The organism is Nocardia farcinica (assembly GCF_029867845.1).
In the GTDB taxonomy this organism is placed as follows: domain Bacteria; phylum Actinomycetota; class Actinomycetes; order Mycobacteriales; family Mycobacteriaceae; genus Nocardia; species Nocardia farcinica_A.
Genome location: NZ_JARWRU010001107.1, coordinates 1 through 15,124, shown reverse-complemented (window position 1 = coordinate 15,124; position 15,124 = coordinate 1). Strand labels below are relative to the sequence as shown.

Annotated in this window: 2 protein-coding genes; both read right to left on the bottom strand. The window is 73.0% G+C overall.

Going from position 1 to position 15,124, the window contains the following annotated elements:
- The coding region (locus QH283_RS24435) for a non-ribosomal peptide synthetase (protein WP_280505281.1) at positions 1-6,942 on the bottom strand (6,942 nt) is incomplete at its 3' end.
- 326 nt (positions 6,943-7,268) lie between these two features.
- Complete coding sequence (locus QH283_RS24430; protein WP_432420772.1) at positions 7,269-14,654, bottom strand: amino acid adenylation domain-containing protein; 7,386 nt, start codon at positions 14,652-14,654, stop codon at positions 7,269-7,271.
- Between the last annotated feature and the right edge of the window lie 470 nt (positions 14,655-15,124).

Below are 15,124 nucleotides of genomic sequence, written 5' to 3'. Positions count from 1 at the left end.
CCGGGGGGCGATCCGCGGGGCGGCGGTGACGGGCGCGGCGGAGTAACCGTAAAGATCCAGCTCGGGGAGACGGATCACCGGCGCGCGCTCGGTGCGCACGCCCGCCGCCGCGTCGGTGAGCACGCAGGCGGGCTCGGACAGGTCGAGGACGTAGGCGATGCGGTCCTCGGGATGCTCGGGATCGATCGGGACGTAGGCGCCGCCCGCCCGCAGCACCGCGTGGATGGCCACCAGCAACCCGACCCCGCGGTGCAGCGCCACCACCACAGGGCTCTCCGGGCCGACGCCGAGCGAGATCAGGTGCCTGGCCAGGCGATGCACCCGCGCGTCGAAGTCGGCGTAGCTGATCTCGGTGCGCCGGTCGGTGAGCGCGCCGTCCACGATCGCGGTGGCGCGCGGGTCGATGCGCGAGCCGAGCGCGCACAGCGAGACCAGGGTGGCCTCGGGGTCGAGCTGGTGGCCGGTGGCGTTGCGCAACTCGACCACCTCGGCGCGTTCGTCCTCGGTCAGCCAGTCCAGATCCCCGACCGGCACCACCGGTTCGCTCGCCAGTTCGGCCAGCAGGCGCTCGAACCGGCGCGCCAGCGTCGCCACCGTCGGCTCGTCGAACAGGCTGACCGGGAACAGGATCCGGCCCTCGATGCCGGTCGGCTCACCGTGCTCGTCGTAGCCGTCGCCGAGCATGAGCTGCAGGTCGTATTCGGTCTGCTCGGCGTCGAACTCCATCGCCGAGACCGAGAGGCCGGGCAGTTCCAGTCCGGCGCGGGCCTGGTTCTGGAAGGCCAGCATGATCTGGAAGACCGGGTGCCGCGCGGTGGAGCGCACCGGGTTGAGCACCTCCACCAGGTGCTCGAACGGCACGTCGGCGTGTGCGAAGGCGGCCAGGTCGGTCTCGCGCTGACTGCTCAGCAACTCGGCGAAGGACCTGCCGGTGTCGACGCGGCTGCGGAAGACCAGCGTGTTGACGAACATGCCGATCAGGTCGTCGAGGGCGGCGTCGCCTCGGCCCGCGATGGGCGAGCCGATGGCGATGTCGCCCGAGCGCGACCAGCGGGCGAGCAGCACCGCCAGCGCGGTGTGCACCGCCATGAACAGGGAGGCGTTGCGTTCGCGAGCCACCGCGAGCAGGGCCCGGTGGGTGGCCGCGTCGACGCGCAGCGGCACCGAACGCGCCGCGGTCTGCTGCACCGCCGGACGCGGCCGGTCGAACGGCAGATCGAGGGCGTCGGGCAGGCCGGCCAGCGCCTCGCGCCAGTAGGCGAGCTGGCGCGCGGCCACCGACTGCGGGTCCTGTTCGTCGCCGAGCAGTTCGCGCTGCCACAGCGCGTAGTCGGCGTACTGCACCGGCAGCGGCTGCCAGGCGGGCGCGGCGCCCGCCGCGCGCGCGGCGTAGGCGATCATCAGGTCGCGGGTGAACGGGGCCATCGACCAGCCGTCGGCGCTGATGTGGTGCACCACCAGGATCAGCACGTGCTCGCCGGGTTCCTCGGCGACCCGCAACAGCTCGACGCGCACCGGGACCTCGGCGGTCACGTCGAAGCCCGCGCTCACCGCGCGCACGATCCGATCGGGCACCTCAGCGGCGGGCACCACCTGCGCGGTGAGCGCGGGCGCCACCCGGTCGGCGGGCAGCACCACCTGGTGGGCCACGCCCTCGTGCGCCGGGTAGACGGTGCGCAGCACCTCGTGGCGGGCCAGCACGTCGGCCATGGCCTCGCGCAGCGCGGGCACCGACAGCTCGCCGGACAGCCGCACCGCGGCCGGGATGTTGTAGACGGCGCTGCTCGCGCCCATGCCGTTGAGCAGCCACATGCGCTGCTGGGCGGGCGAGAGCGGGATGCGCTCAGGGCGCGGGCGCGGGGTCAGCGCGGGCCGCCCGCCCGCACCGGCGAGGCCTTCCACCCGCACCGCGAGCGCGGCCACGGTGGAGGCCTCGAACAGCAGCCGCACCGGCACCTCGGCGTCCAGCGCCGCGCCGAGCCGGGCGGCGGCCTGAGTGGCGATCAGCGAGTTGCCGCCGAGGGCGAAGAAATCGTCGTCCGCGCCGACCCGGGGCGCGCCGAGCAGGTCGGCGAACACCCCCGCCACCATCTCCTCGATCGCGGTGGTCGGCGCGCGGAACTCGCGGGCCTGGAAGACCGGGTCGGGCAGGGCCTTGCGGTCCAGCTTGCCGTTGACATTGCGCGGCAGCTCGGGCAACACCACCCACGCACCGGGGATCATGTAGGAGGGCAGGCGGGCGGCCAGCGCCGCGCCGATCGCCGCCACATCGGGCTCGGCGCCCTGGTCGGCGGGCACCAGGTAGCCGACCAGCAGGTCGCCGGTGTGCGGATCGGACTTGGCGGCCACCGCCGCGGCCGCGATACCGGGCCGGGCCAGCAGGGCGGCCTCGATCTCGCCGAGCTCGATGCGGAAACCGCGCACCTTCACCTGGAAGTCGGTGCGGCCACGGTAGTCCAGCTCGCCCGCGGCGTTCCAGGCCACCACGTCGCCGGTGCGGTACATGCGCGCGCCCGGCTCGAAGGGGTTGGCCACGAACCGGTCCGAGGTGAGGTCGGGGCGGCCGAAGTAGCCGCGCGCCAGCTGGTCGCCCGCCAGGTACAACTCGCCGGGCACGCCGACCGGCACCGGCCGCAGCCGCGCGTCGAGCACGTAGACCCGGCTGTTCCACTCCGGTGCGCCGATCGGCACCGACACCTGATCGTCCGGCGTCACCGCGTGATTGGTGATCGACACCGCGGCCTCGGTGGGACCGTAGAGGTTGAACAGCGCCACCCCGGCGGCCAGCGTGCGCTGTGCGGTGGCGGCGGGCAGCGCCTCGCCGATGGCGAGGACGCGGCGCAGGGAGGCGGGCAGCGCGCCGCCGGAGACGGCGAGCAGCGCCTCCAGCATGGAGGGCACCACGTGCAGGGTGGTCACGCCCTCGCGGTCCATCAACTGGTTCAGGTAGGCCGGGTCACGATGGCCGTCGGGGCTCGCGACGACCAGCCTGCCGCCGCAGACCGCCGCCGACCAGAACTCCCAGACCGACAGGTCGAAGGTCGCCGCCGTCTTCAGCAGCACCGCGTCGTCGGCGGCCAGCCCGAATTCGGCCGCCTTCCAGCGCAACTGGTTGACCACCGCGGCGTGCGGCACGGCCACGCCCTTGGGACGGCCGGTGGACCCGGAGGTGAAGATGACGTAGGCGGTGTTCTCCGGGCGCAACGGGGCGATCCGGTCGGCGTCGGTGATCGGATCGGCCGAGCCCGCGCTCAGCGCCGGGCCGTCCACCCGCAGCACCGTGGCGGAGCCGAAGTCGGTGGCCTCGTCGGTGAGCACGAGGACGGGGGCGGCGGTGAGCAGGATGTAGCCGGTGCGGTCGGCGGCCTGGTCCGGGTCGACCGGCACGTACGCGCCGCCCGCGCGGGTCACCGCGTACATGGCGACCACCAGGTTCACCCCGCGCCGCATGGCCAGCGCCACCCTGGTCTCCGGGCCGACGCCGCGCGCGATGAGCTGGCGGGCCAGCCGGTTGACGCGGGCGTCGAGTTCGGACCAGGACACCCGGGCGCCGTCGTCGGCCACCAGTGCCACCGCGTGCGAGGAGGCCGAGGCGACCGCGGTGTCGAGCAGTTCGGCCAGGGTGCCCGGCCGCAACGGGTGACCGGTGGTGTTGGCGCGCACCAGGATGCGCTCGCGCTCGGCGGGATCGAGCAGGTCGATGTCGCCGACCGGGGTGGCCGGGGCGGCGACGATCTCGCGCAGCAGGCGCACGAACCGGTCGACGAAGACCTCGGCGGTCCCGCGGTCGAACAACGCGGTGGCGTAGGTCAGCGCGCCGCCGAGGCCCGCCGGAGCGCCCTCGCCGTCGTAACTGTCGCCGATGATCCAGTGCAGGTCGAACTGGGAGACGTGGGTGTCCACGTCCAGGCCGGCCACGGTCAGGCCGGGCAGCTCCAGGGTGGCCTCGGCCAGGTTCTGGAAGGAGAAGCCCACCTGGAACAGGGGGTGGCGCGCGGTGGAACGCACCGGGTTGAGCACCTCCACCAGCCGCTCGAACGGCACGTCGGCGTTGGCGAAGGCCTGTAGGTCGGTCTCGCGCTGGCGGGCGAGCAGCCCGGTGAACGACTCGCCCGGGTCCACGCGACTGCGGAAGACCAGGGTGTTGACGAACATGCCGATCAGGTCGTCCAGCGCGGCCTCGCCACGGCCGGCGATCGGGGTGCCAACGGCGATGTCGTCGGCGCCGGACAACCGCGACAGCAGCACCGCCAGCGCGGCGTGCACCACCATGAACAGGGTGGCGCCCTCGGCGCGGGCCAGCTCGGACAGCGCCCGGTGCAGCTGGGCGTCCACGCGGATGTCGACCACACCGCCGTCGAAGGACTGCACCGCCGGACGCGGCCGGTCGGCGGGCAGGTCGAGCTGGTCGGGCAGGCCTGCCAGTTCCCGCGTCCAGTAACCGATCTGGGCGGCGGCCAGCGACCCCGGGTCGTCCTCGCTGCCGAGCACCCGGCGCTGCCAGATGCTGTAGTCGGCGTACAGCACCGGCAGCGGCGTCCACTCCGGCGCGCGCCCGGCCGTCCGCGCGGCGTAGGCCGTCATCAGGTCCCTGGTCAGCGGGCCGCCGGAGGAGCCGTCACCGGCGATGTGGTGCACGGCCAGCGCCAGCACGTACTCCCGCGCCGCCGCTGTCCCGTCCGGGGACGTCTCCCCCGGCCCGGTGACCCGGAACAGCACCGCGCGCAGCGGCACCTCGGCGGTCACGTCGAAGCCGGCGGCCAGCAGCTCGCCGACCGCCTCGCGGACCCGCTCGGGCGCGACCTCGCGCAGCTCCAGCCGCGGGGTGCGCTCCCCCGGCGGCAGGATCTGCTGCACCGGGCCCTCGGCGGTCTCCGGGTAGACGGTGCGCAGCACCTCGTGGCGGGCGATCAGATCGTCGAAGGCCGCGGTGAGCGCGGCGGTGTCCAGGGCCCCGGACAGCCGGATGGCGATCGGGATGTTGTAGGCCGCCGACTCGGGATCGAAGCGGTTGAGGAACCACATGCGCTGCTGCGCCAGCGACAGCGGGACGCGTTCCGGCCTCGGCCCGGCGCGCAGTTCCTCGCGGGCGCCGCCTGCGCCGGAGCCGGACAGCTCGGCCAGCCGCTCGGCCAGCTTGGACACCGAGGAGTGCTCGAACACCAGACGGGTGGGCACCTTGGTCTCCAGCGCCGCGCCGAGACGGGCCGCGACCTGGGTGGCGATCAGCGAGTTGCCGCCGAGTTCGAAGAAGTCGTCGGCCGCGCCGATCGGCGAGCCGTCGCCCACCAGATCGTCGAAGATTTGCGCGACCAGTTCCTCGAACCGGCCGCTGGGGGCACGGAACTCCCTGGTGTGCTGGGGGGGGGCGGGCAGCGCGCGCCGGTCGAGCTTGCCGACCGGGGTCAGCGGGATGGTGTCGAGCACGGTGATGGAGGTGGGCACCATGTGCGCGGGCAGGTGCTGCTCGGCCAGCGCGGTGAGCTCGTCGACCAGACGGGACTGCTCGACGGCCGCACCGTCGGCGGCGTGCACGTAGGCGGCCAGGATCGTGCTGCCGTTGTCGAGCTGGTGGCCGACGGTCACCGCGAAGTCGACCAGCTCGTGCGCGGCCAGCACCGCGTCGATCTCGCCGAGCTCGATGCGGAAGCCGCGGATCTTGACCTGGAAGTCGTTGCGGCCCAGATACTCCAGCTCACCGGTGGCCAGGCGGCGCACCAGATCGCCGGTGCGGTACATGCGGGCGCCGTTGTCGGCGAAGGGATTGGCCACGAACCGGCCCGCGCTCAGCCCCGGCCGGTTGCCGTAGCCGCGCGCCAGCTGCGCGCCCGCCAGATACAGCTCGCCGGTGACGCCGGTCGGCACCAGGCGCAGGCGGGAATCGAGCACGTAGGCGGTCACATTGCGGATCGGCGCGCCGATGGTCACCAGCTGTCCCGCGCCGAGCGGGTCGCTGATGTTGGTCATGATGGTGGTCTCGGTGGGGCCGTACCCGTTGTAGAACTCCCGCACCCGGCCGTTCGCCAGCGGAATCGCCCAGCGCCGTACCAGCTCCGGCGGGACCGCCTCGCCGCCCGCGACCACCACGCGCAACGCGTCCAGCCCCGCCGGGTCGACGGAGGCCAGCGCGGCCGGGGTGATGAAGGCGTGGGTGACCTCGGTGCGCCGCAGCAGCGCCGCCAGTTCCGCACCGCCGTACACGGTCGGAGCGACCACGACCATGGTGGCCGCGCCACCGACGGCCAGCAGCAGTTCCAGCACCGAGGCGTCGAAGGAGGGCGAGGCGAAGTGCAGGGTGCGCGAGGTCTCGGTGACCCGGTACCGCTCGCGCTGCTCGTCACAGAAGCTCGCCAGACCGGCCTGGGTGACCACGACGCCCTTGGGCATGCCGGTGGACCCGGAGGTGTAGATGACGTAGGCGGGATTCTCGGCGCGCACCTGGCGCACCCGGTCGTCGTTGGTGATCGCCTCGGTGGACTGCGCCGCCAGCAGCGACTCGGTGGCCGGGTCGTCGAGCACCAACCACTCGACCTCGCCCGGCAGTTCGCCGCGCACCTCGGCGACGGTGATGCCGACCACCGCGCCGGAGTCCGACAGCATGTGCGCCACCCGGTCGGCGGGATAGTTCGGGTCGACGGGCACGAACCCGGCGCCGGTCTTGGCCACCGCCCAGCACGCAAGCACCGACTCCACCGAACGCGGGATGCCGAGGGCGACCAGATCCTCCGGGCCGATGCCACGGGCGATCAGCGCGCGCGCCAGCCGGGTGGAACGCTCGTCGAGTTCGGCGTAGGTGAGCGAGCCGAGCGTGTCGGTGGCGTCGGCGCACAACACCGCGACGCCGCTCGGATTGGCCTCCACGGCCTTGGCCATCAGCTGCGGCAGGGCGGTCAGGCGGGGACGGCGGGTACGGGCGGGCCGTACGCGAGCAGCCCGGGTCACGCCTGCGCTCCCGGCGTCGAGACCCGCGAGAGCGTCCGCCAGCAAACCAACCGATCCACCATTCGAGAACTACCTACCCACTTCTGCCGCGCGTCCGACGCCTGCCCTGTTACTCGTCACAGCGAGCGATGCCGCGTCGGCCTGTCACCGCCCGATGTGCTGTACGCCGCCGCCTAGCCTGTCACGACGAGCCTGTCACGACGAAGTTGTCGTTTCGTGACCAGGTCGCGCTACACCGAGCAGGCGCGGGCGGGCGTCACATCTTCCCACCCTCATGGTTCAGGCAGGTGAACGCGTGCTGTCCGGCGGCAGGCCCGAAGGTGAGATCAGTCACTCCGGTGCGCGGACCGCAGGAAATCGGACACCGCGAACACCTCGGCCTCGATCCCGTCGCCCAGCTGTCCGCCGTCGTCGAGCACCACCGCCTGCAGGTCGGCCACCGCGGCCAGGTCGATCGCCGCCGCGCCCGCGCGGTCGGTCAGCAGGTGGGTGACCCACTCCTCGGCCAGCGCCTCGCCGCGCTCGACCGGGCCGGCGGCCGCGGCGGACACACCGCCCTCGGCGTCGAACGCGGGCAACGCCAGCGTCGCACCCGCCGCACCCGCCGCGACGACCTCGACGAACGCCGCCGCCGTGGTGGCGGGGCCGAACCGGAAGGTGCGCGACTCGTAGGTCAGCTTGGTTCGGGCCTGCAGACGGTCGCTCGCGGCGGCCAGCTCGTCGTAGGAGACGGTCTCGCCGGTGGCCGGGACGAGGGCGGCATGCTCGCCGCGCAGCACCCGCACCCGGTGGGCGTAGGTGACCGGCCTGCTCGACTCGGCGGCGATCTGCGCCTGCGCCTGCGGGCTGTCCAGCCGCAGCCACTGCTCGCCGGTGAACGCCTCGTGCGCGCCCACCACGAGACCGAGATCGGCGGGCGGGCCGTCGGCGGGCTCGGGCCGCGCCGGGGTGACCGGGGCCAGCGCGGCGCCGGTCTTGAGCACCGCCCAGACCGCCACCGCGAACTCCGCGCCGCGTTCCGCCGCCAGCGCGACCGTGCTGTCGGGCCCGATGCCCCGGGCGATGAGCACCCTGGCCAGGCGCGAGGATTCCGCGTCCAGCTCGCGGTAGCTGATCTCGGTCTCGCCGCCCGCGAGCGCGGGGGCGTCGGGATCGTCCTCCACGACGGCGGTCAGCAGCTGCGGCAGCTCGGTGCCGCCGGTGGTGACCACCTCGTCGTCGTCCTCGGCCTCGGCGGCCCGGCCCTGGTCGCGGGTGGTGTCGGCGATGAGGCCGCGCTCCTCCGGCTCCAGGATGTCGATGTCGCCCACGATCGCGTCGGCGTCGGCGTGCACCGCGCGCAGGATGCGTTCGAAGCGCCGCGTCAGAGCGGCGATGGTCGCCTCGTCGAACAGATCGGTGGCGTAGGTGAACGAGACCCTGAGCGGGCCGGGGGTGCCGTCGTCGTTCAACCGCGGCTGCGCCACCAGTTGCAGATCGAACTTGGCGCTGATCGCGTCGGAGTCCAGCAGCGAGACCGCCAGGCCAGGCAGTTGCGCGCTCGGCGGGGCGTAGTCCTCGAAGGCGATGGCGACCTGGAACAGCGGGCCCTGATCGTTGTTGGCCTGCTGCACCTCCTCGGCCACCCGCTCGTAGGGGATGTCGGCGTGCGCGAAGGCGGCCAGGTCGGTCTCCCTGGCGCGGTCGAGCAGCTCGGCGAAGCCCTCGCCGCGATCGACCTCGGTGCGCAGGGTCAGGGTGTTGACGAACATGCCGACCAGGTCGTCGAGCGCGCGTTCGCCGCGCCCGGCGATCGGGGTGCCAACCGCGATGTCCGAGCTGCCCGACATGCGGGCCAGCAGCACCGCCAGCGCGGCGTGTACGACCATGAACAGCGAGGCCCGGTGCTCGTGGGCCAGCCGGACCAGGCCGGCGTGCACATCCGGCTCGACCTCGAGGCCGACGATCGCGCCGCGCTCGGAGGGCACCGGCGGGCGCGGGTGGTCGAGCGGCAGATCCAGCGCGCCGGTCAGCCCGGCCAGCTGCTCGCGCCAGTAGGCCAGCTGCCGCCCGGCGGGCGACTGCGGATCGTCCTCGGAACCGACCACCTCGCGCTGCCAGAGCGCGAAGTCGGCGTACTGCACCGGCAGCGGCGCCCAGCCCGGCGCCTCCCCGCCGCTGCGCGACAGATAGGCGGTGACCAGGTCACGGGCCAGCGGGGCCAGCGAGACGCCGTCGGCGCAGATGTGGTGCACCACCAGCACCAGCACGTGCTCGCGCGGCCCGGCCGCGAGCAGCCGGATGCGCAGCGGCGCGGCCTCGGTGACGTCGAAGCCCGCGGCGAGCAGTTCGCCGATGCGGCCCGCCGGGTCGGCCGGGGTCTCCACCTCCAGACCGTGCGGCAGCACCTCGGCGACCGGCAGCACCTGCTGATAGGGCTGCTCGCCCGGCGCGGTCACCGGGAAGCGGGTGCGCAACGCCTCGTGGCGCACCAGCACGTCCTCGACCGCGAGGCGCAGCGCGTCGGTGTCGAGTTCCCCGGACAGCCGGATCGCGAAGGGCAGGTTGTAGGCGGCCGAGGCCGGGTCGAGCTGGTTGAGCACCCACATGCGCTGCTGGGCCAGCGACAACGGCACCCGCTCGGGCCGAGGCCGCTTGGTCAACGGCGGCCGGACCGCACCGCCCGCGCCGGGCACCAGGCGCGCGGCCAGCCCGGACACCGTGGGCGCCTCGAACAGGTCGCGCACGGTCACACTGGCTTCCAGCGTCTCGTTCAGCCTGGCCACCGCGCGGGTGGCCAACAGCGAGTTGCCGCCGAGGGCGAAGTAGTCGTCGTCGGCGCCGACCCGGTCCAGGCCGAGCAGCTCGGCGTAGACGCCCGCGATCAACTCTTCGATCGGGGTGCTCGGCGCGCGGAACTGCCTGGCCCGGAAGGTCGGTTCGGGCAGCGCCTTGCGGTCGAGCTTGCCGGAGGTGTTGAGCGGGAAGGCGTCGAGCACCACGATCGCGGCCGGGATCATGTACGCGGGCAGGCTCTTGGCCGCCGTCTCGAGCAGGTCGTCGACCTCGACGCTCTCCCCCGGCCGCGGCACGACGTAACCGACGAGCTGGTCGCCGGTGGCCGTGGGCACGACCAGCGCGACCGCCTGGCTGATCGCGGGATGGGCCAGCAGCGCGGTCTCGATCTCGCCCAGCTCGATGCGCTGGCCGCGGAACTTCACCTGGAAGTCGGTGCGGCCCAGATATTCCAGCCGGTGCGGGTTGTCACGCCAGACCACGAGGTCGCCGGTGCGGTACATGCGCCTGCCCGGCTCGAAGGGGTTGGCGACGAACCGGTCGGCGGTCAGGTCGGGGCGGGCCACATAGCCGCGGGCCAGCTGGTCACCGGCCAGGTACAGCTCGCCGATCACCCCGGCGGGCACCGCGCGCAGCCGCGAATCCAGCACGTAGACGCGGGTGTTCCACTGCGGCCTGCCGATCGGCACGGTGCTGGTGTCGGCCGCGCTCGCCGGCCAGTAGGTCACCGAGACGGCGGCCTCGGTGGGGCCGTACAGGTTGTGCACGGCCGCGTCCGACATCGCCCGCACCTCGGCGACGGTCTCCGGCGGCAGCGCCTCGCCGATGACGAACACATCGCGCAGCGTCGGCACCGAGCCGGGCGCGGTGTGGGTGGCGAAGACCGTCAGCATGGACGGCACGAAGTCGGTGACCGTGACCTGCTGGGCGGCGATGGTTTCGGCGATGTAGGCCGGATCGCGGTGGCCGTCGTGGGTGGCCACCACCAGCTTCGCGCCGGTGCGCAGCGGCATGAAGTAGCCCCACAGCGAGACGTCGAAGGTGGTCGCCGTCTTCTGCAGGTACACATCCCCCGGACCCATCGGGTACTCCGAGAGCATCCAGCAGGTCTGGTTGTCGATGGCGCCGTGCGAGATCGCCACGCCCTTCGGCCGTCCGGTGGAGCCGGAGGTGAAGATGACGTAGGCGGGGTTGTCGCGGCGCAGTGGGCGCGGCAGTTCCTGCGGCGCCACGGGCGCGCCGGACACCCCGGACAGGTCGACGGTGTCCACGTGCAGCACGTCGATGCCCGGCGGCACCGCGTCGGCGTCGGCGGTGGTCGACAGCACGCACACCGGGTCGGCGGTGTCGAGGATGTGCGCGATGCGCTCGGCCGGGTGATCCGGGTCGAGCGGCACATACGCGCCGCCCGCGGTCACGATCGCGTACATGCCGACCACCAGGTCCAGCGAGCGCCGGATGGCGAGGCCGACCAGCGATTCCGGGCCGACGCCCTGCGAGATCAGCAGCCGGGCCAGGCGGTTGACCCGCTCGTCGAACTCCCGGTAGGTCAGCTCGGCGCCCTCGTACGCCACGGCCACCCGGTCGGCGTGCTCGACCACCGCGCGCCGGTAGGCCTCGTGCAGCAGTTCGGGGGCGAGCGGGTGCGCGGTGTCGTTCCAGTCGCGCAGGATGCGCTGCTGTTCCCAGCGTTCCAGCAGTTCGATGCCGCCGACGCTGCGCTGCGGGTCGGCGACCACGGCGGTCAGGATGCGGCGCAGGCGCTCGGCGAAACCGGCCATGGTCGACTCGTCGAACAGGTCGGTGGCGTAGATGAAGGTCGCGGCCAGCCCGGCCGGGACGCCGTCCACCTCGTGCGGCACCAGGGTCAGTTCCAGATCGAACTTGGCCGGCGGGGCGCCCAGCTCCAGCGCCGAGGCGGTCAGGCCGGGCAGCCGCAGCTCGGTGTGTGCCATGTTCTGGAAGGTCAGCATGACCTGGAACAGCGGGTGCCGCGCCATCGAACGGGCCGGGTCGAGCAGTTCCACCAGTCGCTCGAAGGGCAGGTCGGCGTGCGCGAAGGCGGCCACGTCGGTCTCGCGGACGTCGGCGAGCAGTTCGGCGAAGCTCTCGTCGGGGTTGACCCGGCTGCGCAGCACCAGGGTGTTGACGAACATGCCGACCAGATCGTCGAGGGCCTCCTCGCCGCGACCGGCCACCGGGGTGCCCACCGCGATGTCGGAGGTGCCCGACAGCCGGGCCAGCAGCACCGCCATCGCGGCGTGCACGACGAAGAACAGCGTCGAATTGTGCTGCTTGGCCAGATCGCTGAGGGCGCGGTGCAATTCGGCGTCCAGCGCGAAGGAGTAACCCGCCGAACGGTTCGACATCACCGGCGGACGCGGACGGTCCGACGGCAGGTCGAGCTGCTCGGGCAAGCCGGCCAGTTGCTCGCGCCAGAACGAGACCTGCTGAGCCAGCAGCGATTCCGGGTCGTCCTCACGGCCGAGCACCTCGCGCTGCCACAACGCGAAGTCGGCGTACTGCACCGGCAGCGGCGGCTGATCCGGCTCTCCGCCCTCGGCCCGCACGGAGTAGGCCGACATCAGATCGCGGGTCAGCGGGGCCATGGAGAAACCGTCGGCGGCGATGTGGTGCACCACGCACACCAGCACGTGTTCGGCGGGGGCCAGCGCGTACAGCCGCAACCGGATCGGCGGCGCGAGCACCACGTCGAAGCCCTCGCTCGCCAGCGCGATCACCTGATCGACCAGATCCGCCTCGGTCGCGGGCACCACGTCCAGCGCGGGCACCGCACGCGGATCGTCCACCGGCAGCACCACCTGGGTGCCCGCGCCGTCGACCTCCGGGTACACCGTGCGCAGCACCTCGTGGCGGGCGACCAGATCGCCGACCGCCGCGCGCAGCGCCGCCACGTCCAGCGCGCCGGACAACCGCACCGCGACCGGGATGTTGTTCACCGCACTGTCGGTGTCGAAGCGGTTGAGGAACCACATGCGCTGCTGGGCGTAGGACAGCGGGATGTGCTCGGGGCGCGGCCGGGCACGCAGCGGCAGCCCGGTGTCGGCACCGGCCTGCTCGCGCAGTCGCGCCGCCAGCTCGGAGACGGTGGGCGCCTCGAACAGCAGCGGCAGCGGCACGCGGGCGCCCAGTTCGGCGGAGATGCGGGCCACGGCCTGGGTGGCCATCAGCGAGTTGCCGCCGAGGGCGAAGAAGTCGTCGTCGGCGCCGACCCTGGCGCCGGGATCGCCGGGATCGGCATCGGGCATGAGCAGCGCGGCGTAGACGTCGGCGACGATCTGCTCGAAGCGATCCGAGGGGGCGCGGAAATCCCGGCCCGCGAACACCGGCGCGGGCAGCGCGTCCCGGTCCAGCTTGCCCACCGCGTTCAGCGGCAGCTCGTCGAGCACCATGATCGAGGAGGGCACCATGTAGGCGGGCAGGCTCTTGCCGACGAACTCGGCCACCTCGGTGGTGTCGAGCGCCCGCCCGACCCGGCTGAGCACGTAGGCCACCAGCGTGGTCGCACCCGAGGGCAGCGTGACGCCGAGGGTCGCCGCGTAGTCGATGTCGGGGTGCGTCAGCAGCGCGCTGTCGATCTCGCCGAGTTCGATGCGCAGACCGCGGATCTTGACCTGGAAATCGCTGCGGCCCATGTATTCGAAGGCGCCGTCGGACTCGCGGCGGCGCACCAGGTCGCCGGTGCGGTACATCCTGCTGCCCGCGCCCTCGGTCTGACTCACGAACGGATTGGCGACGAAACGCTCGGCGGTCAGATCGGGACGGTTGCGGTAGCCGTGCGCGAGCGTGGGCCCGGACAGGTACAGCTCGCCGACCACGCCCGCGGGCACCGGGCGCAACAGGGGGTCGAGCACATAGGACCCGATGCCGGGGAAGGCGTTGCCGATGGTGACCGACTCGCCCTCGCGCAACTCGATGCCGGTGACGATGATCGTGGTCTCGGTGGGACCGTAGACGTTGTGCACGGCGCGGCCGGGGGTGCGCCAGCGCTTCACCAGCTCGTCGCCGACCTTCTCACCGCCCACGACCACCGTGCGGACGCAGTCGAGGCCGGCCGGGTCCACCGACTCCAGGGCGCCCGGGGTCATCATCAGCACGCCGACCTGCTCGCGGCGGATCAGCTCGGCCAGCTCCACGCCGCCGAACACCATCGGCGGGGCGACGACCAGCGTGGCGCCCTGCGGGAACGCGAACAGCATCTCCATGAGGGAGAAGTCGAAGCTGGGCGAGGTCAGATGGGTGATCCTGGTGCCGACGCCGACGCCGATGCGCGCGCCCGCGGCGACGGTCGGCCCGAGGCCGTGATGGGAGACCTGCACGCCCTTGGGCTTGCCGGTGGAACCGGAGGTGTAGATGATCCAGGCCGGATGGTCGGCGGTCAGCGGGCGGACCCGGTCGGCGTAGGAGATCGGGTGGGCCGGGTGCGCGGCGACGCGCGCCAGCTGCGCGGGATCGTCGAGTTCGATCCACTCCGGGTCGACCCCGGCGGCGGCCAGGGTGCCCCGGTGGGCGGAGGTCGTCAGGACGACGCGGGCGCCGGAGTCGGACAGGATGTGGGCGATGCGGTCGGGCGGGTAGGCCGGGTCGACCGGGACATAGGTGGCGCCGGTCTTGGCGATCGCCCACAGCGCGGTCACCGACTCGACCGAGCGGGCGATGCCCATGGCGACGCAGTCGCCGGGGCCGAGACCGCGGGCGATCAGCTCGCGGGCCAGCCGCGAGGACTGCTCGTCGAGCTCGCGATAGGTCAGCCCGCGCTGGTCGGCCGGATCACCGGTGGGGTTGAACCGCAGCGCCTGCGCGTCGGGAGCCGACTCGACCGCCGCCGTCAGCACCTGCGGAAGTAGGGACGCACCGGAACGCCGGCGGCGACCGCCCGCAGTCCGTGTACCCGCAGTCCGACGAGCGCTTTCCATCCGGCTGCACAACCTCTCGCGTCAGTCATGGCCCAGTTGGGCCGTTCTCCTGCGCCGGCGCATTCCGGGCCGAAGTCGACCGCAGCGCCATTGCCCCCGACCACCGTCGGCGATCGTTGTCTAATCGTCCCCTCGTTCCAGCCCGTTGCCAGGCCGTGACGCAGATCACAATACCGGCGCGTGCGGGAGCGAGAGGCAGGGGTATCCGTTTCCGACGGAGGGCACGACGGACGGTCCGCCCCGGACGTCACGCGCCATCTCGGCCCCGGCGCCCGTTCCTCCCTTCGGACACGCGGCCGGAGTATGACACCGCCCGGACCGGCAACCCAGTTGCCGGGTCCCACCCCTGCCCGATACCGTACCGGCCCCGGGAGCACCCGCCGAAACCGGCAGGTGGGCCCGCCGTCCGGGTGGCGCACACCCCCACCCCGGACGACCGCGACCCCCTCGCGGCCGGGGAAGGCGCGAGG